We start from the raw sequence: 24,587 nt of genomic DNA on the forward strand, positions 1-24,587 counted from the left end.
GCACCGCCGTTCGGGCGTCAGCTGACGCCCGAACCAGCCGGGCTAGTCGGCAACCGCGGCGATCGCCTCGATTTCGACCACCTGGTCGTCGTAGCCGAGCGCTGCAACGCCCATGAGGGTGCTGGGAACGTCGTGCTCGCCGAAAGCGTCGCGCACCACTTCCCACGCCGCTACGAGGTCTTCCTGTCGCGTTGATGCGACGAGGACGCGGGTCTGGATGACGTGCGTAAGTGACGCGCCCGCGGCTTCAAGCGCGGTGGTGAGTGTCTCGACGCAGCGAGCCGCCTGCGCGCGGAAGTCGCCAGGGCCAACGGTTGAGCCATCGTCTGCGAGTGGGCAGGCCCCTGCCATGAACACGAATCGCGTGCCGGCGGGGGCGGTTGCGGCGTACGCGTACTCCGCAACGTCACTCAGGGCGTTGGAACGAATCAGCTGAACGGGTGAGGACATACATCTCCTAGGGTGAGTCCGAGTTATCTGACAATGTGGTTAAACAATTCTCAGCGTAACGAGCTGCGAGGATGGCTGGCTGAGAAAACTGTGCAGATGCACGGGGTGTGAGGTGATGCCTCAAGGTGCCCCGAAAGCATGGGTGCGACAAGGGGCCCGCCAGCAACGAGCAAACCCCCGCAGTTCTCAGCTTGCGCTGGATCTGCGGGGGTTTCGGTGGCGGTGACGGTGGGATTTGAACCCACGGTAGGGGGTTACCCTACACAACATTTCGAGTGTTGCACCTTCGGCCGCTCGGACACGTCACCGGGAAAAACAATACGGGATTTTGGGGGAGAAAGTGAAATCGACCCTCCGGGGGTTGTCTCCCTGGCGTGTCGTGGCGCCTCGTGGCGGGCGGACAAACTCCGAGAGAATCGGGGTTTCTCTCCTGGAAAACCCGTTTGACTCCACGAATGGGCTGCGCTGAATATGGGGCAAGTCCGGCACGGCGCCGGTTTTCTCGAGACAACGGAGTCTTACGAATATGTCTTCACTATCCAGTACTCGTCCGCGGCGGGAGGGTCGCCGGGTCGCAGTTGCCACCATGATCGGCACCACGATCGAGTGGTATGACTTTTTCATCTACGCGAACACGGCAGCGCTCGTTTTCGCGCAGCTCTTCTTCGAACCGCTTGGCGGTCAGGCAGCGCTGCTCGTGTCGTTCGCAACTGTGGGCATCAGCTTCCTCTTTCGGCCGCTCGGGGCGATCGTTGCCGGGCATCTCGGTGATCGGATCGGCCGCCGGGCAATGCTCGTGGCCACCCTCGTGCTGATGGGAGCCGCGACCACACTGATCGGAGTACTGCCAACCTACGAGCAGGCCGGGATTCTCGCACCGATCCTGCTGGTGCTCCTTCGCATTTTGCAGGGCTTCTCTGCCGGCGGCGAATGGGGCGGTGCCGCGCTTATGGCCGTGGAGCATGCGCCCGAAGGGAAGCGTGGATTGTATGGCTCTGCGCCGCAGCTCGGCGTCCCACTCGGGATGCTGCTTGCTTCGGGTGTGCTTGCGCTCGTGACAGCGACCTTCGGGGTGGAAGGATTCCTCGAGATCGGTTGGCGTATCCCGTTCCTGATCGGTGTCGTGCTGCTCGTCGTCGGTTTCATTATTCGACGCTCGGTAGAGGAGAGCCCGGTGTTCCTCGAACTCCGGGAGAGCAAGGCCCGCTCGCGCATGCCGCTTGTTGAACTCATGAAGAAGCACTGGCTGCTGGTCATTCTCGCGGCACTCACCTTCGCCGGGAACAACGCGGCGGGGTACATGTCGACCGGCGGCTACGTCCTGTCGTACGCGACCACCGTGCACAGCATGGACCGCACCGCGGTGTTGCTCTGCGTCTCGGCGGCATCAGCCGTGTGGGCCGGCACGACACTCCTCGGCGGCTGGCTGTCTGACCGTTGGAAGAGCCGGCGCAACGTCTACCTTGTGGGCTACGCCCTGCAGATCGTGTGGGCGTTCCCACTCTTCTTGCTGGTGGACACGCAGCTGGTTGTGATGGTGCTGATCTCGCTCTCCGCGTGGATGCTCTCCACCGGGCTCACCTACGGGCCGCAGGCGGCCTACTTTGCGGAGATCTTCCCTTCGCGAGTGCGTTACTCAGGTGTATCGCTGTCGTACGCGCTGGGTGCGATCCTCGGTGGCGCATTCGCGCCCACGATTGCCACTTGGCTGCAGCAAACCACGGGTTGGATCGGGTCGGTGTCGCTCTACCTGATGGGCATGGCGCTGATCTCGATCGTCGCGCTGCTGATCATTCGCGACCGCTGGGGCCGTCCGCTGATTGAGGCCGAGGGAGACGGGGCCGAAGCAGAGCACGTCAGCCAGTTTGTTGGCGGTCGGGCGTAGCTCGCGTCCACTCCACTTCCTGCGCGAACTCGATGAGCGCTTGGGTACGCGCAGGAAGCGGGCGGTCGGGTGCCCAGATCATGTCGACCGCCACTGGGGCGACCGGCGGCGTGATCGCCTTGACGACAAGAGGCCGCCCTTCAGTGCTGCGCTGGTGTGACACCTGCGAGACCAGGATGCCGTAGCCGAGGCCCCGGGCCACCAGGCTCCGAACGACCTCATAGTTTGTGGTGCGGTGGCGCACCCGCGGCGAGAGCCCCTGCGCAGCGAAGAGCGACAGCGTGTGCTCACTGGACGGTGGTGCGTCCAGCAGGATCAGGTCGTCCTCAACGAGTTCGGCAAGCTCCACCTCAGGTGCCGCAGCGAGCGGGTGGTTCGCCGAGAGCAACGCGTGCGCGCGAAGCTCGTACAGACGAGCGCGGCGGGTGTTTCCGGGGACGAGCATGTCGTACACGACTGCGACATCGAGTCGACCGGATGTCAGGCCGTCGGCGAGCTGGTCTTGCGTCGCCTCGTGAATCGCGAGTTCGACGCCGGGATGGCGCGCACCGAAGTCCTGCAGGAGCGGCGGAAGCACGGTGGGTGCGAGCGTCGGGTAGCAGCCAACGGTGATCGGCCCTGAGAGCGCGCCGCGTCCGAGCGCGAGGCTTGCGAGCTCGTCGGCTTCTGCGAGCACCCGGCGCGCCAGGGGCAACAGCTGGATCCCCGAGGAGGTGAGGGTGAGCCCCTGTGCTCGGCGGCGTACACACAGTCGCTCACCGAGCGCGGTTTCGAGCTCGGTGATCGCGTCGGACATTGCCGAAGGTGAAACTCGGAGCGTGGTGGCGGCCGCGGCGATCGTGCCGGCGTCCGCTGCAGTGACGAAGTACGCAAGCTGCCGCAGCGTGAATGCTGGCAAGAGGGGAAGCGCCTGGTTCATTTGGCACCTCGCACGACGGGGTCATCGAGCACGGTGCCTGCTGTGTACGGACCCGCGTAGAAGAGATCGGCACCGTCTTCGGTGAGACGTGTGTCGGATCCCGTGAGCGTGTTGAGTGCGCTGGCGCGCATGCGGCCGATGGTGGCAAAGGGGAGTCTGGAACCCGGGGCGTACGGATCGGCGATGGTGAGGAGCCAGGGGCCCGCAAGCGGATCTGTGGCGTCTTCTGCGGCGAGCTCGGGATCGACGATGTCGATACGCAGGAGTCCGCCGTGGCCGGAGCAACGTAGCCCACCGGAGAACCGCAGGCGATCCTGAGCTGATTGCTCAGTGAGCGGGAAGGAGAACTCGTGCGTATTGCCCATCGCGACAACTGGGGGATCCACATCGACCACCCCGTCTGGCATGCGCTGAATGTACTGCAGGAGCGAAGCTTTCACTCCCCACACAAGAAGACCCTGAGATACGTCGCTGGAACTCATACCGGCATTCTCACACGAAACCGAATTACCAGGGAGAGTAATTCCGTTTTTCCCTGTGTTCTAGTCGATAGATACTCGAACCACATCGCGCGGTACCGCGCAACGCTTGAACTCACAAGGAAGTGACATGACTGGCACAGATGCTCCGGTTGCCGATTGGGTGACCATCCCTGAGCTGTACGAGGATCCGTTTCCCATTTACGCCCGACTTCGCGCGGAAGGGGGCGTGCACTGGGTTCCCAGCGTCGGTCGCTATCTCGTGACGAGCTACGAGGCTGTGCACGAGACCGAGCTTGACCAAGAGGTGTTCTCCGCCAACGAGGAAGGCTCGTTGCAGATCCGGGCGATGGGCCACTCGATGTTGCGGCGAGACGATCCCGAGCACTACGTCGAGCGGAAAGCATGGCAGCCCGCGCTCCGGCCGGGCGCGGTGAAGCGCGTATGGACGCAAGTGTTTCGGGACAACGCGGCGGCTCAGCTCGAACGGTTCCGGGAGATCGGGCCCGGCGCTGACCTCGTGTGGGACTTCGCAGCGCCATACGCAGCAGAAAACCTGCGACAGCTCGCGGGGCTCTACAACGTTGACCAAGCAGATCTGCAGCGCTGGTCGCAGACGATGATCGATGCGACCGGCAACTACTCTGACGACCCGGAAGTATGGCGAAAAGGCGAGGAATCATTCGCGGAAGTGGACGTCGCGCTGGACGAAATGCTCGTGTGGCACGCGAAGCACCCGGATGAATCGCTCATCTCACAGCTGCTCCGAATTCCTGAGTATGAGATGCCGCTCGAGAAAATCCGGGCGAACCTCAAGATGACGATTGGTGGCGGACTCAACGAGCCGCGCGATGCGCTTGGCGTCGCGGCCTGGGCGCTGCTGCGGGACCCGGGACAGCTGGCGGCCGTACGCCGGGATCCCGCGCTCTGGCACGCGGCGTTCGAAGAGTCGATCAGGTGGGTCGCTCCCATCGGCATGTACTCCCGGCAGACGACGCAAGAGGTATCGCTCGCGGGGGTCCGGCTCCCCGCGGGGGCGCGGCTCGGCATCTGCATTCTCTCCGCGAACCGGGACGAGCGAGTGTGGGATCGGGCCGAGCAATTCGATCTGCTGCGCGAGGTGAAACCTCACCTCGCCTTCGGAAAGGGCGTACACGTGTGCCTCGGTGCTTGGGCCGCGCGAGCAGCGGTGGCGGAGGTCGGACTTCCCATGCTGTTCGATGAGCTCCCAGAATTGCGGCTGGCTGGCGAGGACGCCGCGGAGATCAGCGGGTGGGTGTTCCGGGGAATGAACAAACTTGCAGTTGCTTGGAACGCTGATGCCACGGGCACGGCACCGGATCAGCAGCAGAGCGAGCCGATGCCCCGGGTCGCGGTGGTGGGCTCGGGGCCAGCCGGATGCTTCGCCGTGCAGGCGCTGCGGAAGAGTTTCCCCGCAGCTCCCGTCGATGTGTTTGAAAGCCTTCCGACCCCGTACGGACTCGTGCGGTACGGAGTTGCCGCGGACCACCCCGGAACCAAAGCGGTCACGCGTCAGTTCGACCGACTCTTCGCGGAGGATGGGGTGAGGTTTCGTGGGAATCTCACCCTCGGGTCTGATGTAGCGCTTGACGCCCTGCGCGAGAACTACGATGCGGTGATTCTTGCCACGGGGATGCGGGAGGACTCTCCGCTCCCGATCCCCGGGGCCGAGCTTGCGCGAGGAGCTGGCGCAATGACCCGATATCTCAACGTTCACCCAGATGAAGCAACTCCCGATCCCCTCGGCGCAGAAGTTGCCGTAGTCGGGAATGGCAATGTGGCGATCGATGTGGTGCGACTTCTCGCTTGTGACCCAAGCGATCATGCCGGCACGGACACAGCTGACGCGCGGCTTGCTCACCTGGCGTCGCGCGTGCGTGTCATTCACGTCGTCGGCCGGAGTGAGCTCGACGCGGCACGGTTCGATCCGGTACTCATCAGGGAAATTGCGGGCATGCCTGGAGTGACGCACCGTGTGCACGGCGAACTCCCGACTCCGAGCGCGGGTGTTGATGCCCGGGTTGACGCGGTGCGTGAACTGATCGCAACAGGCGCAAATACAACTGACGCGGTCGATCGGGTGCGCATTGAATGGTGGTTCGGGCGCACGCCAGCCTCGATTGATCGCAGCAACGATGGAAGCCTGGTGTTCCGCACGAGTACAGCCGGGCGGATGGAAGCGCTTCAGGTCGACGACATCGTGACGGCCGTCGGCTTTGCGCCGAATATGAACTCGCCGGTCGCGCCCGGTGCACACCCGAGTGGCCGCGTGGAGCCCGGACTGTACACGGCCGGCTGGCTGCGCCGCGGGCCACGAGGGACGATTCCCGATCAGCGCGCCGATGCGCACAACCTCGCACAGTTGATTGCGGAGGACGTGAGCTCGGGGGACGTGACGGTTGGCGCGGTGGGGCTACCTGCGCAGGACACCGAGGTGTCATTCCACGGTTGGCAGCGCATCGACGCGCGGGAGCGCGCGGGCGCGTCTGTCGCCCGGACTCGCCGCAAGCTGGAAACCCGGGACGCGATGATCGAAGCTTCGGCGAACGCTGATTTCGATGAGGAGTTGCGGTCGGCGGAGGAAGAACCGGAGGAGATCCTCATCGACGGGCCTGTGTCCGTCTTGTTCGGATCCGAATCCGGCGGTGCAGAGCTGGTCGCCGAAGATCTTGCGGCGCTCATTCCCGGCGCTGAGGCGACAAGCCTGGGAAGCCTGCTGCCCGAAGATCTCGACCCCGCAACCTTTTACGTGATCGTGTGTTCCACCTACGGTGACGGTGAAGTGCCGACTGATGCACGTGGGTTCCACGAGGCGCTCGTCCAGAGGAGTGCCAGGCTCTCGCCGTTGAGGTACGCGATGTTTGGAATGGGGGATCGGAGCTACGACCGTACGTACTCGCGGGGCAGCGAGCTGATTGATGAGGCGCTTGCGCGAAACGGTGCCCGCCGGGTGGGCGAGTACGGCCGGCACGACGCCGGCGGCTCTGAGAACGCGGGAGAGGCAGCAAGCGAGTGGGTGCGCGGGGTGCTTGCAGAGCTGCGTGAAGCCGCCATGGTGGCCGCAGGGTAAGCGGCGGCTTCGGCGATGTCGGTGGTCGCCGGTAGTGTCGCAACCATGGCGAAGACAAGTAGCGCGTTCTCCTGCACCGAGTGTGGCTGGCAGGCCTCCAAGTGGGTAGGCCGCTGCGGTGAATGCCAGCAGTGGGGCACGGTCGTCGAGCGTGCGCGCGAGGGAGCGACGATCGCGCGCACCACGCGCGCCGTGCAGCCCGCGGCCGGGAGGGAAGCACGCCCGATCACGGAGCTCACCGGGGACTCGGTGCGACACCAGGCCACCGGCATCGGCGAGCTCGATCGCGTGCTCGGGGGAGGTGTCGTGCCCGGTGCGGCGATCCTGTTCTCCGGGGAACCAGGGGTCGGCAAGTCCACGCTGCTGCTCGATACCGCCGCGCGCACCGCGGCGACTGGAGCACGCATCCTCTACGTGAGCGGCGAGGAGTCGACCGGCCAAATCCGCATGCGCGCCGAGCGCACGGGAGCGATGCACGACACGCTGTACCTGGCGAGCGAGACTGACCTCGCAACCGTGCTCGGGCACATCGAGACGGTCAACCCCGCCCTCGTCATTATCGACTCGGTGCAAACGCTGGCGAGCGATCAGATCGAGGGCGCAGCCGGTGGCCCGGCGCAGGTGCGCGAAGTCGCCGCTGCGCTGATCCGCGTCGCAAAGGGGCGCGGCACTCCTGTCATTCTCGTCGGGCACGTCACGAAGGACGGCTCAGTGGCCGGGCCGCGCCTCCTCGAGCACCTCGTGGATGTGGTGTGCCACTTTGAAGGGGACCGGCAGACGGCGCTGCGTTTCCTCCGCACACTGAAGAACCGCTTCGGGCCGACCGATGAGGTCGGCTGCTTCGAGATGACGGGCGACGGTATTCAGGAAGTCCCCGATCCCAGTGGGCTTTTTCTCAGCAGGACCGGGGTGCCCGTCAGCGGCACCTGCGCAACGGTGGCGATGGAGGGACGCCGTGCGCTGCCGGTCGAAATCCAGGCGCTCGTCGCGAAGAGTGCGACGCCCAATCCGCGCCGGGTGACGAGTGGGGTGGATCCCTCGCGAGTCGCAATGATTCTCGCCGTACTTGAGCGGCGAATGGGCGCTCGCCTGCACGATCAAGATGTCTACGTCTCGACCGTGGGGGGCGTAAAGCTCACGGAGCCCGCGGCAGACCTGGCGATCGCGCTCGCTGTGCTGTCGGCGGTGACCGACCGACCGCTGCCCCACGATCTTGCGGCATTCGGGGAGATCAGCCTCGCCGGTGAAGTGCGCCCCGTTGCGTCCGGGGCGCAGCGCGCGCAGGAGGCAACACGCCTCGGATATGTGCGGCTCATCGATGCCGACCAGGAGACCCTGCAGCAAGCAAGATTGGGGGCCGGTCTGTAGTTCGGCCCGAGGCGGAGTAGACTTGCCCACCGTGAGTAAAAACACGGTAGACGTCGTCCTCATCGGCGGTGGCATCATGAGCGCCACCCTTGGCACCCTGATCAAGCAGGTGCAGCCCGACTGGTCGATCGAGATCTTCGAGTCCCAGTCCGAGGTAGCGACCGAGAGCACCAACGCGTGGAACAACGCGGGCACCGGTCACGCAGCCCTCTGCGAGCTGAACTACATGCCGGAGGGCGCCGACGGTAGCCTCTCCGCTGCGAAGGCGATCGACATCAACGAACAGTTCCAGCTGTCTCGTCAGTGGTGGTCCACCCTCGTTGGCAAGGGCATCCTCGGTACCCCTTCCTCGTTCATCAACCCCACCCCGCACATGACCTTCGTGCGCGGCGCGGAGAATGTGGACTACCTGCGTCGCCGCTTCGAGATCCTGAAGCAGGAGCCCCTGTTCTCCGACATGGAGTTCAGCGAGGATCCCGAGAAGATTGCTGAGTGGGCTCCGCTGCTCGTCGATCGCCGCGCCAAGGACGAGGTCTTCGCGGCCACTCGCTCCACGAGCGGCACCGACGTTGATTTTGGTGCGGTCTCGCACCAGCTCTTCGACTACCTCGTTGCAGAGGGTGCGAACATGCACCTGGGAACGCAGGTGAAGAAGGTCAAGCGCCGCGCAGACGGCACATGGGACGTGCACGTGCGCAACCGTGCAGGCTACGGTCGCTCGGTCGTCAACGCGAAGTTCGTTTTCGTTGGTGCGGGCGGCGGCGCGCTGCAGCTGCTCCAGTCGTCGAAGATTCCCGAGATCCGTGGTTTCGGTGGCTTCCCGATCAGCGGCAAGTTCCTCAAGACCTCGAACCCCGAGATCGTCGCACACCACCGCGCAAAGGTGTACGGAAAGGCCGCTGTGGGCGCACCGCCCATGTCGGTGCCGCACCTGGACACCCGCATTGTCGACGGTGAAGAGAGCATTCTCTTCGGGCCGTACGCAGGCTTCAGCCCCAACTTCCTGAAGAAGGGCTCGTGGTGGGATCTGCCTGGCTCGATCCGTCTCCACAACCTGGGCCCCATGATCAAGGTCGGCCTGACCCAGTGGTCGCTTGAGAAGTACCTCCTCGGTGAGCTCCTCGCCAGCCGCGAGAAGCAGATGAACACGCTCCGCGAGTACATGCCTGCAGCGCGTACCGAGGACTGGGAAATGATCACCGCCGGCCAGCGCGTGCAGGTCATGAAGAAGGACCCCGAGAAGGGTGGCATTCTTCAGTTCGGCACCGAGGTCATCACGGGCGCTGAGGGCTCCATCGCGGGCCTGCTCGGCGCATCGCCCGGCGCATCGACCGCTGTGCACGCGATGCTTGGTGTGCTGCGAAAGTGCTTCCCCGAGCAGTACGCAAACTCGTGGGAGAAGACGTTCACCGAGCAGATTCCGGTGCTCGCGACGGGCGGCCTGAACCAGGACGCGGCTGCGGCTGCGGCTTCGCTCGCCGAGACCGGCCGAGTGCTTGGCTTGATCCCCGCGGCCGACGAGGTCGCTGCGGCGGAGGAGACCGCCTAGGTCTCACGCCGCGCGGGCCTCGCGTGCTCTGAAACGATCCCGTTCTCGCTCCGTGCGAGGGCGGGATCGTTCGTTTGAGCGCCGAAACATACCTGCTGCCCTCACCCCCCCGGATCGGGGTCACTTGGGCACGGTGTCGCGGAGAACAGTGCGGCGACACCGTGCCCAAGTGACCCCGATCCCTGGGGAAGAGGAGTGGCGGGCGGTGGGGAGGGCTACTCGGCGAGCAGCCGCTCCAGGAATGCTGCAGTGTCTTCCCACCCGGTCACTGCCTGGCACCGCACACCGAGCGCGAGCACCGGGTAGTCGTTTCCATCCGGATCCAGTCGGTCGCCAACGAAGAGCATGTCGTCGAGCGGGATCCCGGTGTGCTCCTCCAGCTTCCGCATCCCGTACGCCTTGTCGATACCGCGCCGCGTGATGTCTACCGAGGTGGAGCCGCCACTGCGCACTTCAAGATCTGGCAGGCGGGTTGCAACCGCAGCGCGGAGGGTGTTCTTCTTTGTTCCATCGGGATCCCACGCGTGCTTTGCCGCGACGGGTGCCTGCTGTCCGAGCGCGGAGAAGGTGACCTGAGATCCGCGGTCCTCGAGAATCTCGCCCCAGGGCTCAGCTTCCCAGAGCCCCAGGCGCTGGGCTTCCTCCCGGAGGGCGGTGAGCGCCCCGTCGCGCTCCTCCGGGGTGAGATGCTCGCGGTACACCGTGTGCCAGGCGCCGGCCTCGCGGCGTTCGTAGCGAGTGCCACAGGTGGGGAGGAGGTGGAGTCGGCTGAGCGCTTCCTCGTCAGCTCCCGCGTACTCGTCCAGCCGCGCGAGCAGCTGTGCCTCGAATTGCTCGAAGTTGCCCCCTGAGATCACTGCAACCGTGGTCCGGGAGAGGAGTCGTGCAAAGACGTCGAGCATGCGTTCCTCGACGGGCGACTTGGAGGGGGCGAGCGTGTCATCGAGGTCGAACGCGACCAGGCGAGGCAGGGCAGACATCCTCTGATTGTCCCACAGGGAATCGGGCGCGTCGGGGCCCGGGTAAGCTGAGTGGGTGACCCGACACTTTCTCCGAGATGACGATCTGAGCCCGGCCGAGCAGCGCGAGGTCCTCGACCTCGCCGCGCGTCTCAAGCGCGAGCCGTTCGCGGAGCGACCCCTCGCGGGCCCCCGCTCGGCCGCGGTGTTCTTCGACAAGACGTCGACGCGCACCCGATTCAGCTTCGCCGCGGGCATCTCCGAGCTGGGCGGTTCACCCATCATCGTGAACCCGGGGGAGGCGCAGCTCGGTGCGAAGGAGTCGATTGCCGACACCGCCCGAGTACTGTCGCGCATGGTGTCGCTGATCGTGTGGCGCACTTTTGACCACGCTGGCATCTCGGAGATGGCGGAGCACGCGACCGTGCCCGTGATCAACTCACTCTCCGACGACTTCCACCCGTGCCAGATCCTTGCGGACCTGCAGACCATCCGCGAGCAGAAGGGCGAGCTCGCCGGGCTGACGGCCACCTATGTTGGTGACGCCGCAAACAACATGGGGCACTCGTACCTGCTCGGCTTCGCGACCGCGGGAATGCACATCCGCGTCGCAGGCCCCGAGGGCTTCCACCCGCGCGCCGACATCGTGGCTGACGCGGAGCGCATCGCCGCACAGACCGGTGGCAGCGTCACGGTGATGACCGACCCCGCTGCGGCAGTCGCGGGCGCCGACGCCATCATCACCGACACCTGGGTATCGATGGGGCAGGAGGCCGAGAAGGCCGAGCGTGTGCAGACCTTCGGCGCCTACCGGGTGACGCCCGAGCTGATGGCGCACGCGAAGAACGACGCGATCTTCCTCCACTGCCTCCCCGCATACCGCGAATTCGAGGTCGCCCCCGAGGTGATCGACGGCCCGCAGAGCGTGGTGTGGGACGAAGCCGAGAACCGCGTACATGCGCAGAAGGCCCTCATGGCCTGGCTGCTGGCCCGCACCGAAGACGAGACGAAGTAAAGGACGACATGAGCACCGAGAACACCACCGCAGCAGGAGACGCCGGCAACCGCGCCGCCGAGGCCGGGGCGCTCTGGGGCGGCCGATTCGCGAGCGGCCCGTCGCCCTCGCTGGCTGCCCTCTCGAAGTCCACCCAGTTCGATTGGGTGCTTGCGGAGTATGACATCCGCGGTTCGAAGGCGCACGCCACGGCGCTCGCCGCAGCCGGCTACCTCACGGAGCAGGAGCTCGTCGACATGCGGGCCGGTCTCGACGAACTCGCTGCGCGCGTGGCTGACGGCCGCGCCGTACCCGGCGAAGACGACGAGGACGTGCACTCGGCACTTGAGCGCCTGCTGATTGACATTGTTGGCGTGCAGCTGGGCGGCAAGCTTCGCGCGGGCCGTAGCCGCAACGACCAGATCGCCACGCTCGTGCGCCTGTACCTACTCGATCACACCGCAGTGATCCGTGGCATGCTGCTCGACCTGCTCGACGCGATCGCCGAGCAGGCGGCGAAGCACCCGGACGCGATCCTGCCCGGCCGCACGCACCTACAGCACGCGCAGCCCGTGCTCCTCGCCCACCAGCTCGCGGCTCACGCGTGGCCCATCGTGCGCGACCTCGAGCGCCTGCGCGACTGGTCGGTGCGCGCGAGCGCCTCGCCCTATGGTGGTGGCGCCCTCGCCGGCTCATCGCTCGGCCTTGATCCCCGTCTGGTTGCGGCGGAGCTCGGCCTCGGTGATCCGCTCGAGAACTCGATTGATGGCACCGCAGCTCGCGACGTTGTCGCCGAGTTCGCGTTTATCTGTGCGCAGATTGGGATCGACCTCTCCCGACTGAGCGAAGAGATCATTCTCTGGAACACGAAGGAGTTCGGCTTCGTGCGCCTGCACGACGGCTACTCCACCGGTTCGAGCATCATGCCGCAGAAGAAGAACCCGGACATCGCCGAGCTGGCGCGCGGCAAGTCGGGCCGCCTGATCGGCAACCTGACGGGCCTCCTCGCCACGCTCAAGGCCATGCCGCTCGCGTACAACCGCGATCTGCAGGAGGACAAGGAGCCGGTGTTCGATTCGATCGCTCAGCTCGAGGTGCTGCTGCCCGCCTTCGCCGGCATGATCGCCACGATGACGCTGAACACGGAGCGCATGGCTGAGCTCGCCCCGCAGGGCTTCTCGCTGGCCACCGATGTTGCCGAGTGGCTCGTGAAGCAGGGCGTGATCTTCCGTGACGCCCACGAGATCTCGGGCGAGCTCGTGCGCTATTGCGAGGAGCGCGGCCTCGAGCTGCACGAGCCGGACGACGCCGCGCTCGCGAGCGTATCTGAGCACCTCACTCCCGCGGTGCGCGAGGTGCTGACGATCGAGGGCTCCGTGAACTCGCGCGTGGGTGCGGGCGGCACGGCCCGCGTACGCGTCGACGAGCAGCTCGCCAAGCTGCAGACTCGCATCGCGGAGTTCCGCAGCGCCTAACTCGCGGTGCCCCGCACTGACGGCTGTGGCCCCCGACACGAGAAGTGTCGGGGGCCACAGCCGTCTGCGCCAGGAATATCAGCTCGGGATCGCTGAGCTCGCCGGGGCCGCTGCCGCACGCAGCAGCGGACGGGTTGCGAGCAGCGCCGCGAGCACCAGCAGGATTCCTGCAGCCACGGAGCTGAGGATGACCGCGAGCGAGATCGGGGCCACCACGATGGCCATGCCCAGCAGCGGGAACATCAGCGTGCCGGCAAGGATCGCCGAGCCAACCGACGCGAGGAGCAGCGGCAGGAGCGTCGCCTTCCGCCGTGCCGCATCCTGCACTTCGAGCGGAGTGCCCATGATGGCGAGCGAGCGCGAGACGTCGCGCCGGTCGAGGATCTGCGCGGCCTGCGTCACCCCGACGGAGCACGCCACCATGATGAACGAGCCGATTACGGTGATGATGATGCCCGTGCGGATGTCGGCGACCGGGAACGCGTCTGCGCCTGAGCCCGGCTCTTCGACCGCGGAGAGCAGCGCGACGCCCGAACCCGCAAACACCGCGACGAAGCTGGCCATCGCGACGCCTGAGACCTGGCGCCAGGCGCCGCGCGGCGACTCGAGAATCTGCCGGGCCGCGAGGAGGTCAGCGGGGGTCTGCGCACGCTTCGCTTTGCCGCGCCCGAAGACGCCGATCAGCCAGGAACCGATGAGATCGAGGGCGAGCAGCGCGACCCCGAAGGCGATGCCGAGGCCGGCGATGATCGCGGTGAAGCCGCCCGCCGCGCCGAGCCCATTCACCGCGCTGATGATTGCGGAGGCGAGCACAATGCCCGCCACTGCGAAGAGCGCCTGCACCCAGGGCAGCTTCGGCGCGTGCTGCTTCAGTGCAACTCCGAGTGGGGAGATCACCACGCGGCGGAGGCTGACCACCGCGCTGAGCGCCGCGACGGTGGTGATGCCGAGCACCACGAGCACGGCGTGAAGCGGGGGCAGCGCGACGCCTGCCGCTCCCAGCGGTGCGCCGCGGAACGAGATGAGCCCAACGAGGGGCGATGCGAGGTAGGAGACGAGCACCCCGGCGACGGCACCGACGAATGCCACGGCCGATGCCTCGACGACGGCGAGGAGCGCCGTGCTGCGGCCGGGCATGCCGAGGAGGCGGAGCACGGCGAGCCGGTCGTCGCGACGCCGGGCGGAGAGCCTGGCGGCGGCGTGGCCGAGCGAGATGAGCGGCACGACGAGCAGCACGAGTGCGGTCACGGCGCACATCCAGTACAGCGGCGCGAGCTCGTCGGTGTAGCCCCAGAACGTTTGCGCGCCGCCCAGCACGATCGCGAGGAGTGCGGTGACGCTCGCGAAGGCGACGGCGGGCAGCACGAGCGCGGAGGAGCCCTGCCGACTCGGGCGAGAGAGGAGCGGCAGCACGCGGGCGATCACTGTGCGCCTCCAGCGGAAGGCTGCGCCCACGCGTCGGAGATCGCGCGGCCATCGCTCATGGTGATGACGCGGGCGCACCGGGCTGCGACCTGCGGATCGTGCGTCACGACGACCAGGGTGCGCCCCTGTCCCACCGTGGAGTGCAAGAGCGCGTCCATCACCTCACGCGAGGTCGTGGAGTCAAGCGCGCCCGTGGGCTCGTCGGCAAAGGTGAGGCGCGCTCCGGTGATCTGCGAGCGGGCGATCGCGACGCGCTGCGCCTGACCGCCGGAGAGCTGGCCGATCCGACGCTCTTCAAGGCCCGCGAGCCCGAGGGCGGCGAGCCATTGCGCTGCAGGCTGGAGCGCGTCGCGCTTGGCGACGCCGGTGAGCATGAGCGCGAGCGCCACGTTCTCGACCGCGGTGAGTTCCGGGATCAGGAGACCCTGTTGAAACACGAAACCGAACTGCTCGCGGCGCAGGCGGCTGCGCTCGGCATCGGAGAGCTGCGAGATGGTGGCTCCGCCGTACTGCACCACGCCGGACTGCGGAACTGTGATGCCGGCGAGAGCGTGGAGCAGCGTCGTCTTCCCGGAGCCCGATGCACCCATGATGGCGGTGGAGGTGCCGGCGTAGAGGTCGAGCGACACCCCATCGAGCGCCCGGGTGGGGCCGTAGTGCTGGCTGAGGGCTGAGGCGCGAAGCAGAATTTCGGACATGATCCCAGTCTTCTGCGCTGCTGCGTGCGCGGGATCGGCCCGCGGTGCCAGGCCGCGGCACTCAGGTCTCGTGTCCGCACCAGACCGCGGTACGATGGTGGGCGTGTCTGAAATGAATGATCGCACCGAGATCCTGGCAACCCAGCGCAACGACGACAGCTTCGCCACCCTGTGGGACGAGCTGGAGTGGCGTGGGCTGATCCACGTTTCGACGGACGCTGCGGCGCTGTCTGAACTGATCGAGGGCGAGCCGTTCGCGTATTACTGCGGCTTCGACCCCACGGCGGCGAGCCTCCACCTCGGCCACCTCGTGCAGCTGCTGCTCATGCGCCGCCTGCAGCTGAAGGGCCACCTGCCCCTCGGGCTCGTGGGCGGTTCCACCGGCCTCATCGGCGACCCGCGCCCCACCTCGGAGCGCACGCTGAACTCGCCGGAGACCGTGGCCGCGTGGGTGAACTCGCTTCGCGAGCAGATCTCGCGCTACCTGAGCTTCGACGGTGAGAACGCCGCGCGCTTCGTGAACAACCTCGACTGGACGGCGCCGCTTTCGGCGATCGACTTCCTGCGCGAGATCGGCAAGCACTTCCGCGTCGGCACGATGATCAAGAAAGACATCGTTGCGAAGCGCCTGAACTCGGATGAGGGCATCAGCTACACCGAGTTCAGCTACCAGATTCTGCAGGGACTCGACTTCCTCGAGCTCTACCGGCAGTACAACTGCAAGCTGCAGTCCGGCGGCAGCGATCAGTGGGGCAACCTGACGAGCGGTACAGAACTGATTCGTAAGGCCGAGGGCGGCACCGCGCACGCCATCGGCACGCCGCTCATCACGAACTCCGATGGAACGAAGTTCGGCAAGAGCGAGGGCAACGCGATCTGGCTGAACCCCGAGATGTGCTCGCCGTACACCTTCTACCAGTTCTGGCTGAACCAGGCGGACGCCGATGTGGTGGATCGCCTCAAGGTGTTCACGTTCTTGTCGCGTGCGGAGATCGAGGACTACGCTCGTCAGGTCGCGGAGGAGCCGTTCAAGCGCGCCGCGCAGAAGCGACTCGCACTTGAGGTGACCACGCTCGTGCACGGCAGTGAGGCAACGCAGGGCGCCATCGACGCGTCCGAGGCGCTGTTCGGCCGTGGCGACCTCACGGTGCTCGACGCGGTGACGCTCGCTGGCGCGATCGAGGCGCTGCCGCAGGCCACCGGCGCAGCCGGCACGACGATCGCGCAGCTGATGGTCGACGCCGAGCTCGTGAAGAGCCTGGGCGAGGCGCGGCGTGCGATCGCGCAGGGCGGCGTCTACGTCAACAACGTTGCCGTCGAGGCGGAGGATGCGGCGCTTTCAGCGAGCGACCTGCTGCACGATCGCTTCGCGGTGCTCCGTCGCGGCAAGAAGACCCTCGCGGGTGTGACGGTCGCGTAACGCAGACCCCGCTCCACGGCCGTACGAAGCGCCCGTTCGTCACCTTGGCGGACGGGCGCTTCGTCGTTTCCCCGGCGCGCAGACTCCCCGGTAGCGCCAAAGATTGTGGTGACTCACCAGGATCCCGATCCGCGGTCCTTTCCCGCGCCCGCGGGCTGGTAGCTTCGGCTCATGACCACACGACATGGACGTCGCTGGCTGCGCCGCAGCATCATCGGCCTCTCCGCACTGCTCGTTCTCGCCGCGATCGGCTTCTTCCTGTTCGCCCCCGGAATCGTGGAGCGCAGCATGAACGAGGTGACGGGCGATCCGATCCCGGAGGTGTCGGCGGAGGCGCGCGCCCTGCACTCGGAGCTTGCGATCGCGGACATGCACTCGGACACGCTGATGTGGGATCGCTCCCTGAACGATCGGGCCGACCGCGGACACGTCGACCTGCCGCGGCTGCAGGACGGGAACGTGGCATTGCAAGTGTTTTCCTCGGTATCGAAATCGCCGAAGGGGCAGAACTACGATTCGAACACCGACGAAACCGACAACATCACGCTACTCACCTTCGCGCAGCTGCAGCCACCCAAGACCTGGTTCTCGCTGCTCGAGCGCTCCCGCTTCCACGCCGCGAAGCTGCGGGCCGACGCCGAGGCCTCCGGGGGAGCGCTGCGCACGATCGAAACCCAGGCCGACCTCGCGCAGCTGCTCGCCGATCGAGCGGACGGTGACCCCGTGGTGGGTGCGATGTTCTCCGCGGAGGGACTGCAGAACCTCGAGGGCGATCTCGGCAACCTCGATGTGCTGTTCGATGACGGCTTGCGCATGGCCGGCCTCACACACTTTTTCGACAACGATCTCGCGGGCTCGATGCATGGCGTCGAGCAGGGCGGGCTCACCCCGCTCGGGCGCGAGACGATCGCGCGCATGGAGGAGCTCGGGATCGCGGTGGATCTCGCGCACGCCAGCCACCAGACGGTCGGGGAGATCCTGGAGCTCGCGACGAAGCCCGTCGTGTCGAGCCACGGCGGCGTGCAAGCGACGTGCGATGTGAACCGGAACCTGACCGACGAGGAGATCCGCGGGATCGCAGCGACCGGCGGAGTCGTGGGCATCGGGTACTGGGATGCGGCGGTGTGCGAATTAACGCCACAAGCGGTCGTCGATGCGATCGAGCACGTGATCACGGTGGGCGGGATCGAGACTGCGGCCCTCGGCAGCGACTACGACGGCTCCACCGAGGTGGCGTGGGACACGAGCGACATCGCGATTATCACGCAGGAACTGCTCGACCGCGGGCGCACGCCCGAGGAGATCGGGGCGATCATGGGCGGCAACACGCTGCGCGTGCTCGGGGAGACGCTGCCTGCGGTGTGAGCGATCCCAATCTGATCACGTGATCGGGAACTCCCGCTAGGCTCGGGGCTGGCCGCCGGATGGGTGCGGCTCGCACGCGCGCGTGCTCACACGGACGAAGGAGCCCCCGATGAGGATCGCACTACTGCAGGCTGAGGCCGTGCCGCTCGACACCGCGGCCAACCTGGAGACACTCCGCTCGGGTGCTGACGCCGCTCGCGCGAAGGGCGCCGAGCTGATTCTCACCCCCGAGCTGTTTGTGAGCGGCTACGCGCCGCGTGAGCTGGCCGAGTGGCTGAGCGTCGAGCGGGTGGCCGGCATCCCCGATGCGCTGTCGGAGATCGCACGCGAGAGCGGGATCGCGGTGGCGGCGAGCTTTCCGCACGCGCGTCCCGATGGCACGTTTGCGATCGCGGCCGGCCTGTGGGACGCGGCGGGCGCCGAGGTGCTGCGCTACGAGAAGCTGCACCTGTGGGCGGATCTTGAGCCGCTCGCCTTCACCCCTGCGGCGGAGCGCCCGGGAGTCGCCGAGTGGAATGGGCGACGCGTCGGCTTCCAGATTTGCTACGACATCGAGTTCCCGGAGCCCACGCGGGATCTCGCGGCGCGAGGCGTCGACCTGCTGCTCGTGCCGACCGCGATCGACGGCCTCTCGCAGTATGTACCCGAGGTGCTCATCCGTGCACGCGCCGCTGAGAATGCGCTCGTGGTCGCGTACGCGGATCACCCGGCGCGCGCAGACCAGGGCGACGATCCCGCCGCGGGCTTCACCGGGCTCAGCACGGTGGCCGGCCGCGAAGGGCGTGTGCTTGCGTCGGCGGGACGCGAAGCGGAGCTGCTGTTCGCGGATCTGCCGGACGTCCGGCCGGTCGCGGCGGGCGAGGCAAACTACCTCAGCGACCGTCGCCCCACGCTGTACGCGGACTGGCGCTGAGGGTATCCCCCTCGCCGTACTGCTCCTTGACGATCCGGAGGTTCGCCCACGACTCGATGCGGGCAATCTCGGGGTATGAGCGGAGCCGATCGACGAGCGCCAAAACCTCGTCGTTGCTCTCCCCGGAGAGTGTGGCGATCAGGTCGTAGCCACCAACCGACACCGCGAGGAACTCGGGGTCGAGCTCGCGCACCCTGGCGAGCGCCTGCGCGACGGGCGCGCTCGACTGGATCCCGACGCCGAGGGTGGGGGCCTCCGCGCGCTCACCACGCACGGGGATGCCGACAACTTTGACCGCGCCCCGTTCGGTCAGGCGGGTGAGGCGCAGCCGTGCACCGCTCGGTGAGATCGCTGCCGTCTCGCCGAGTTCCCTGAACGTGGCTCGCCCGTCACGCTGCAAGTGCTGAATGATCGCGCGGTCGGTCTCGTCGATCTTGATCCCGACACCGCCGGTGCGGATCGGGGAGTACAAGTTGATCTCAATGCTTTCGTAGTGGTGCAACCGGATCTCGCGCACATGGGGGAGCGCCCGGACCCGATCGACCGTGTCGCGGAGGTGCGGGTCGGCACCCACTCGAATCTCGGCGTCAATGGCGTAGCCGCCGCTGATCTCCGCCACAAACGTGGTTTCCGGCATGGCGACGAGCGCTTCCCGGATGGGAGCGATGGGACCATCGACGGCGATCTGGAGATATCCGAAGCGTTCATGGCCCAGGAGGTCGGGGCTGAGCGACACTGTGATGCGAAGTAGGCCACGTTCGATCGCCTGCTGCACGATGTGCGTGACGGCTCGGCGCGTTGTGCCATGCAGTGCGGCAATGCGGGCATAGCTCGCCCTGCCGTCGTCGCGCAGTTCGCGCAGCACTTTGGCGCGCAGCTCTTCATGTGCGGTCGTGAGATCCACGTGTACTCCAAAACCACTCAGAATATGGTGTGCAAATTTGCATCTGAGTGTCTCAGTTCCATCGTAATCGATCTACTTTCGGCTTCTCAGGTGACGTTCACGCAGAATACACGTGTCTAGCCTCTTCAGGCGTTTGCTTCTCTGTGCAGTGCTGCTTAGGCTGATGACCCGTTACATGGCCGTGATCAGGGGACTTACAAGGAGGTCAGACCCACATGTCGTCAGCATCGCAGCTCGACCGTGAGCTTGAACAAGAACTGGAACGGCGACTCGTCGCCATCGAAACTGAGGAATCCTCAGACTCGGTGCACGCGGCGCTGAGCGGGAAGAGCCTTGCGTTGTTTCTCGCCGTCGCTGCGGGCATTGTGGTGCTCGCCCTCATCGGGGTTGCGCTGTGAGCGCCCCGGTGAATGGCCAGGCGCGCGGCGGCGCCGTGGAAGCCGAGGTGGCGAAGGAAGCGACCTACGGTTCGCTCCCGCTCTTGAAAGCCGAACGCACCTGGAGCGGCGGCGATTTCAGCTGGGTGACGCTCAGCCTCGCGATCGCAACGTGGGCCTTCTTGACAGGCGGATCGACCGTGCTGCTCGTTGGTTTCACCGACGGGATCGCCGCGATGCTCATCGGCAACAGTATTGGCCTGGCAATCATGGCCCTCGGCAGTGTGATGCTCAGCCAACGGCTCGGCGTCGAGCAGTACCGGGCGCTCAAGTCTGTCTTCGGCATCGTTGGCGTGGGCATCGTGGTGTTCGTCGTGGTGCTTCTCACCGAGATGGGGTGGACCTCGCTCCTCGGCGTGATGTTTGGGCGCGCCTTCAGCGAGATCTCCAACCAGGCGTTCGGAACAGAGTTCGATCAGTTTGGGCCACTGGTCACGGTGTTCGCTCTGGTTGCGATCTTCGTCGGCTGGATCATTCTTTCCCGCGGGCCCGTCACCATTAGTAAGCTGAACCGCTTCGTGGCCCCCGGCTTGCTCGTCATCGTCGCACTCATGATGATCCTGCTCATGTCGAACTACAGCTGGGGCGAACTCCTCGCAGCCGAACCGATCGCTCCGTTCGCTGATGAGCAGTTGAACTTCATGATGGCGGTCGAGTTCAACCTGGGCGCAGGGCTGTCGTGGTGGCCCGTTATGGGGACCCTCGCCCGGCTCACCCGCGGCCCGCGCGCTGCGCTGTGGCCCGCGTACGGTGGCATCCTGGTGGGCACCGTGGTGGCACAGATTGTCGGCATGGCCGCCGGCCTCCTCTTCGGGCAGGCCGACCCCACCGCGTGGATGGTGCCGCTCGGCGGCCCGATCCTCGGAGTGCTTACCCTCCTCTTTGTCGGCTTTGCAAACGTCACGAGTATGGCTTCGATCGCCTACTCCACGGTGCTTGCGCTCAAGCAATCGAGTGGTCGCGCGCTCTCGCGTCTCAGGTGGCCGGTGCTCGCCGGTGCGTTCCTCGTACTGCCCGCGGTGCTGAGCTTCTTCCCGGGCTTCATGTACGAGCAGTTCATGACCTTTGTGGTGGTGAGTGGCGCCTTCATCGCCGCGCTGTGCGGTGTGATTATCGCCGACTACTTCATCCTGCGGCGCCAGGTCGTTCCGCTCCGCGCGCTGTACGCGAGCGGTGCCGATGATCCGCTCCGCTTCACCGGGGGCGTGAACATCGCAGCGCTTCTGTCCGTTGCGATCGCGTCAGCGTTCTACCTCTGGGTGTACAACCCCATCACGCTCGAAACGCAAGACGTCTTCCGGTTTGCCACCGCGACGTTGCCCGCGGTGGGCATCGCGATGGTCAGCTATCTGATTCTCAACACCCTGCTCTACGTGCGTCGCGGCCGCGGCGCGTACGGCGGCGCGGACCTGTTCGCGGCAGCTGGAAGGAAGTAAAACATGACCAATCCGATTGAGGTGCGCGCAGCCGTCTATCGTGGTGACAACGGGGACCGCCTGGCCGTCGAATCACTGCTGTTGGACCCGCCCGCCCATGGCGAGGTGCGCGTGCGCGTGCGCGCTGCGGGGGTGTGCGGCTCCGATCGACACGTGATTGACGGGGAGTGGCAGGTGCCGCTGCCCGCTGTCATGGGGCACGAAGCCGCCGGTGTGGTCGAGGCAATTGGTACCGGCGTGCGCGAACTCGCAGTCGGGGATCACGTGATCATTGCCTGGCACCAGGCGTGCCAGCGCTGTGCGGAGTGCACGGGCGGAAAGCCGTGGGCGTGCATGCGTGTGCGATCGAATGATTCGCAGCTGCCGGACGGGACGACCCGCTGGCACGCGGCTGACGGTGCGGAGGCGTGGCCCTACCTCGCGGTGGGGGCGTTGAGCGAGCGCATTGTCGTGCCGGATTTCGCCGCCATCAAAGTGGACGAGCGGGTGCCCTTCGACGTGGCCAGCCTCATCGGGTGCTCCGTGGGCACGGGCTACGGGGCCGTGGTGAACAACGCGCGCGTCGTCGCGGGGGAGTCGGCGGTGGTGATCGGTGCAGGCGGTGTCGGAATGTCGATCATCGCCGCGCTGCGCCTCGCAGGTGCCTCCCCGATCATCGCGGTCGATGTCACGGAGGAGAAGCTCGCCGAGGCCAAGGCCGCGGGTGCCAGCCACGGTGTGCTCGGAGGCGCTGAGCTGGCGGAGACCGTCGTTGCGCTCACCGATGGTGGGGCTGATGTTGCGTTTGAGGCCATCGGTCGCGTTGCCACCATGGAGCAGCTCCCGGGGCTCATCCGTCCGGGCGGTCGCGCCGTCTTCGTCGGCCTCCCGCCGGAGGGGCAAGAACTTCGCATCGATGGGCTGCAACTGGCCTACGACGGGAAGACCCTCATTGGCTCAAACTACGGCGGGCTCGTTCCCGCACGTGATTTTCCGCGCGTCGCAGCCGCGTACCTTGCGGGCGAGCTCGCCCTCGACGAACTCATCAGTGCGCGTGGCACGCTCGATGACGTCAACGAGGCATTCGACGCGATGCGGCGGGGCGAACGCACGCGCACGGTGATCACGTTCGAAGCCTGATCGCGGCTAGCTCGAACCACTCCATGCGGCGGGCACGAGCACCCAGACCATCTCGGCGCCCGCTGCGCCCGCGCTCCAGGTGTGCGGGGTGAGGCCGGGGAAGGTGAGCGTGTCGCCGGGTGAGAGCTCGGCGACACGGTCGGAGAAGCGCACCTCAACCGAACCCGAGATGATGTGCAGGGATTCGACCGCGCAGCTCACGGTGTAGAGCTCGTCGCCACCGGTGCCGTGTGGCTCGACGCTGGAGCGGAGCAACTGCACTCGCTCCTCGGCGCGCGGGGTGACGAGGCGCTCGTCAGCGCCGATCCCGCCCATGTTGATGCGCGGCGCGTCCTCGAGCGCGAGGTGCTGCACGTCGGGCTCCTCGAACAGCGCGCCCACGGGCAGGGAGAGCGCGTGGCAGATCTGCACGAGCGTGGGCACGCTGGGCATGGTGTCGTCGCGCTCGACGCGGCTGATGAAGCCCTTCGTGAGGCCGGAGGCCTGCGCGAGCTGCTCGAGCGTGAGGCCCTGCGCAACCCGCGAGGAACGGAGCTTCGCGCCGATCTGCACCGGGTCGTCGCCGGCGCTCAGGTGAATCGCTCGCACGCTCTCGCCTCTTTCCTGTGGCCCGCATTGACCGGACCGCGGGATCCAGCCTATAGTGAAGGCAAGTTCACCGCTAGAACTCACTTGTTTACTCTCGCGAAACTTTGCGGGAGCGAATCTGAAAGGACGTGCATCAGTGACTGATCACACCCCGCAGGGGCCGGTCGACGCCAGCCTGACCCCGCGCTACGCCGGAATTGCCACATTTGCCAAGCTGCCGCGCATCGAAGATGTGCCCTCGGCAGACATCGCCGTCGTGGGAGTGCCCTTCGACACGGGCGTGAGCTTCCGTCCGGGCGCGCGCTTCGGCCCCGCGCACGTGCGTGAGGCTTCGCGTCTGCTGCGTCCGTACAACCCGGCGCAGGATGTGTCGCCCTTCTCTGTCAAGCAGGTTGTTGACGCCGGCGACATCGTGGCGAACCCGTTCAACCTCGATGAGGCCGTCGCGCAGGTCGAGGCCGCCGCCACCGATCTCGGCGAGAAGGTCGACAAGATTGTCACCGTTGGTGGCGACCACACGATCGCGCTCCCGCTGCTGCGCGCCATCAACAAGAAGCACGGCCCGGTCGCCGTGCTGCACTTCGACGCGCACCTCGATACGTGGGACACCTACTTTGGTGCCCCGACCACGCACGGCACCCCGTTCCGCCGCGCGTCGGAAGAGGGCCTCATCGACATGACCGCGTCGATGCACGGTGGTACCCGTGGCCCGCTCTACGGCAAGCAGGATCTTGAGGACGACGCGATGCTCGGCTTCCAGATCGTCACGAGCGAGTTCATCGAGGAGCACGGCATCCCCGCTGCGCTCGAGAAGATCCGCAAGCGCGTGGGCGATAAGCCGCTCTACATTTCGATCGACATCGACGTGCTGGATCCCTCGCACGCCCCCGGCACCGGCACGCCCGAGGCCGGCGGTCTCACGAGCCGCGAGATGCTCCGCCTGATCCGTGGTCTCGCCGACCTGCACATCGTGGGCGCAGACGTCGTCGAGGTTGCTCCGGCCTACGACCACGCACAGATCACCGCGATCGCCGCGAGCCACGTGGTGTACGAGCTCGTCAGCGCGATGGCGGCACGCGACTAGTCACCGCGACCGGCAGCAGCGGTCTTGCT

The 24,587-nt window shown here is 66.5% G+C and carries 21 protein-coding genes and 1 tRNA gene; 13 read left to right on the plus strand and 9 right to left on the minus strand.

Features of this window, described 5'->3' with window-relative positions; genetic code table 11:
- Nucleotides 1–42: 42 nt before the first annotated feature.
- Together ACR81A_RS02725 and ACR81A_RS02730 are read right to left on the minus strand one after the other, a co-directional pair.
- Nucleotides 43–450, minus strand: a complete 408-nt coding sequence (locus tag ACR81A_RS02725) for a RidA family protein (RefSeq protein ID WP_440312502.1) — start codon at nucleotides 448–450, stop codon at nucleotides 43–45.
- Between the two features lie 217 nt (nucleotides 451–667).
- Nucleotides 668–758, minus strand: a tRNA-Ser gene (locus tag ACR81A_RS02730).
- A gap of 278 nt (nucleotides 759–1,036) precedes the next feature.
- Here ACR81A_RS02730 and ACR81A_RS02735 point away from each other — a divergent pair.
- Complete coding sequence (locus ACR81A_RS02735; RefSeq protein ID WP_440312503.1) at nucleotides 1,037–2,335, plus strand: MFS transporter; 1,299 nt, start codon at nucleotides 1,037–1,039, stop codon at nucleotides 2,333–2,335.
- On the opposite strand, the gene ACR81A_RS02740 is transcribed toward ACR81A_RS02735, so the two are convergent.
- A complete protein-coding gene (locus tag ACR81A_RS02740; protein ID WP_440312504.1) occupies nucleotides 2,307–3,254 on the minus strand; it encodes a LysR substrate-binding domain-containing protein in 948 nt (315 codons plus the stop codon). The two genes, ACR81A_RS02735 and ACR81A_RS02740, sit on opposite strands and share 29 nt — an antisense overlap.
- Nucleotides 3,251–3,736, minus strand: coding sequence for an HtaA domain-containing protein (locus ACR81A_RS02745; RefSeq protein WP_440312505.1), 486 nt, complete (start codon nucleotides 3,734–3,736; stop codon nucleotides 3,251–3,253). The genes ACR81A_RS02740 and ACR81A_RS02745 overlap by 4 nt, the downstream gene beginning before the upstream one ends.
- 127 nt (nucleotides 3,737–3,863) lie before the next feature.
- Between ACR81A_RS02745 and ACR81A_RS02750 the strand changes: the two genes are divergently transcribed.
- From ACR81A_RS02750 to mqo, 3 genes are read left to right on the plus strand one after another with little or no spacing between them, the layout of a single operon-like run.
- A complete protein-coding gene (locus ACR81A_RS02750) occupies nucleotides 3,864–6,824 on the plus strand; it encodes a cytochrome P450 (protein ID WP_440312506.1) in 2,961 nt (986 codons plus the stop codon).
- Nucleotides 6,825–6,869: 45 nt separating this feature from the next.
- A complete protein-coding gene (radA, locus tag ACR81A_RS02755; protein WP_202382209.1) occupies nucleotides 6,870–8,192 on the plus strand; it encodes a DNA repair protein RadA in 1,323 nt (440 codons plus the stop codon).
- A 31-nt stretch (nucleotides 8,193–8,223) separates the two neighbouring features.
- Nucleotides 8,224–9,741, plus strand: a complete 1,518-nt coding sequence (gene mqo / locus ACR81A_RS02760; protein ID WP_440312507.1) for a malate dehydrogenase (quinone) — start codon at nucleotides 8,224–8,226, stop codon at nucleotides 9,739–9,741.
- Between the two features lie 215 nt (nucleotides 9,742–9,956).
- Here the strand turns inward: mqo and ACR81A_RS02765 are convergent, their stop codons facing one another.
- On the minus strand, nucleotides 9,957–10,721 hold the full coding sequence (locus tag ACR81A_RS02765) for an HAD-IIB family hydrolase (protein ID WP_440312508.1): 765 nt from the start codon (nucleotides 10,719–10,721) through the stop codon (nucleotides 9,957–9,959).
- 55 nt (nucleotides 10,722–10,776) lie between these two features.
- Between ACR81A_RS02765 and argF the strand changes: the two genes are divergently transcribed.
- The gene (gene argF / locus ACR81A_RS02770; RefSeq protein ID WP_202382206.1) at nucleotides 10,777–11,715 is read left to right on the plus strand and encodes an ornithine carbamoyltransferase; all 939 of its coding nucleotides are present in this window, start codon (nucleotides 10,777–10,779) and stop codon (nucleotides 11,713–11,715) included.
- Between the two features lie 8 nt (nucleotides 11,716–11,723).
- The gene (argH, locus tag ACR81A_RS02775) at nucleotides 11,724–13,169 is read left to right on the plus strand and encodes an argininosuccinate lyase (protein ID WP_202382205.1); all 1,446 of its coding nucleotides are present in this window, start codon (nucleotides 11,724–11,726) and stop codon (nucleotides 13,167–13,169) included.
- A gap of 78 nt (nucleotides 13,170–13,247) precedes the next feature.
- Here the strand turns inward: argH and ACR81A_RS02780 are convergent, their stop codons facing one another.
- Complete coding sequence (locus ACR81A_RS02780) at nucleotides 13,248–14,594, minus strand: FtsX-like permease family protein (protein WP_202382204.1); 1,347 nt, start codon at nucleotides 14,592–14,594, stop codon at nucleotides 13,248–13,250.
- Nucleotides 14,591–15,292 carry an ABC transporter ATP-binding protein gene (locus ACR81A_RS02785; RefSeq protein ID WP_202382203.1) on the minus strand — a complete coding sequence of 234 codons (702 nt, stop codon included), beginning with the start codon at nucleotides 15,290–15,292 and terminating at the stop codon, nucleotides 14,591–14,593. The genes ACR81A_RS02780 and ACR81A_RS02785 overlap by 4 nt, the downstream gene beginning before the upstream one ends.
- Before the next feature lie 112 nt (nucleotides 15,293–15,404).
- Here ACR81A_RS02785 and tyrS point away from each other — a divergent pair, with 112 nt between their 5' ends.
- The 3 genes from tyrS (at nucleotide 15,405) to ACR81A_RS02800 (ending at nucleotide 18,990) form a co-directional block, all read left to right on the plus strand.
- Nucleotides 15,405–16,712, plus strand: a complete 1,308-nt coding sequence (gene tyrS / locus ACR81A_RS02790) for a tyrosine--tRNA ligase (RefSeq protein WP_440313123.1) — start codon at nucleotides 15,405–15,407, stop codon at nucleotides 16,710–16,712.
- Nucleotides 16,713–16,883: 171 nt separating this feature from the next.
- Entirely contained in the window at nucleotides 16,884–18,077 is a 1,194-nt protein-coding gene (locus tag ACR81A_RS02795) for a dipeptidase (protein WP_440312509.1), read from the plus strand.
- 109 nt (nucleotides 18,078–18,186) lie between these two features.
- Nucleotides 18,187–18,990, plus strand: coding sequence for a nitrilase-related carbon-nitrogen hydrolase (locus ACR81A_RS02800; RefSeq protein WP_440312510.1), 804 nt, complete (start codon nucleotides 18,187–18,189; stop codon nucleotides 18,988–18,990).
- On the opposite strand, the gene ACR81A_RS02805 is transcribed toward ACR81A_RS02800, so the two are convergent.
- Complete coding sequence (locus tag ACR81A_RS02805) at nucleotides 18,950–19,894, minus strand: Lrp/AsnC family transcriptional regulator (protein ID WP_440312511.1); 945 nt, start codon at nucleotides 19,892–19,894, stop codon at nucleotides 18,950–18,952. The genes ACR81A_RS02800 and ACR81A_RS02805 overlap by 41 nt on opposite strands.
- Nucleotides 19,895–20,109: 215 nt before the next feature.
- Between ACR81A_RS02805 and ACR81A_RS02810 the strand changes: the two genes are divergently transcribed.
- The 3 genes from ACR81A_RS02810 to ACR81A_RS02820 are packed head-to-tail and all read left to right on the plus strand — an operon-like array spanning nucleotide 20,110 to nucleotide 22,886.
- Nucleotides 20,110–20,292 (plus strand): hypothetical protein, encoded by a 183-nt coding sequence (locus ACR81A_RS02810; RefSeq protein ID WP_202382199.1) that lies wholly within the window; start codon nucleotides 20,110–20,112, stop codon nucleotides 20,290–20,292.
- Complete coding sequence (locus tag ACR81A_RS02815) at nucleotides 20,289–21,767, plus strand: purine-cytosine permease family protein (protein ID WP_440312512.1); 1,479 nt, start codon at nucleotides 20,289–20,291, stop codon at nucleotides 21,765–21,767. Before ACR81A_RS02810 ends, ACR81A_RS02815 begins: the two co-directional genes overlap by 4 nt.
- A 3-nt stretch (nucleotides 21,768–21,770) precedes the next feature.
- Nucleotides 21,771–22,886: an alcohol dehydrogenase catalytic domain-containing protein gene (locus ACR81A_RS02820; RefSeq protein ID WP_202382197.1), complete on the plus strand. Its 1,116-nt coding sequence runs from the start codon at nucleotides 21,771–21,773 to the stop codon at nucleotides 22,884–22,886.
- Between the two features lie 6 nt (nucleotides 22,887–22,892).
- Here the strand turns inward: ACR81A_RS02820 and ACR81A_RS02825 are convergent, their stop codons facing one another.
- The gene (locus ACR81A_RS02825) at nucleotides 22,893–23,474 is read right to left on the minus strand and encodes a helix-turn-helix domain-containing protein (protein ID WP_202382196.1); all 582 of its coding nucleotides are present in this window, start codon (nucleotides 23,472–23,474) and stop codon (nucleotides 22,893–22,895) included.
- A 136-nt stretch (nucleotides 23,475–23,610) separates the two neighbouring features.
- Here ACR81A_RS02825 and speB point away from each other — a divergent pair, with 136 nt between their 5' ends.
- On the plus strand, nucleotides 23,611–24,558 hold the full coding sequence (speB, locus tag ACR81A_RS02830) for an agmatinase (RefSeq protein ID WP_202382195.1): 948 nt from the start codon (nucleotides 23,611–23,613) through the stop codon (nucleotides 24,556–24,558).
- Nucleotides 24,559–24,587: the final 29 nt, after the last annotated feature.

It is taken from the genome of Leucobacter chromiireducens (assembly GCF_051993095.1).
Classification (GTDB): Bacteria; Actinomycetota; Actinomycetes; order Actinomycetales; family Microbacteriaceae; genus Leucobacter; species Leucobacter chromiireducens.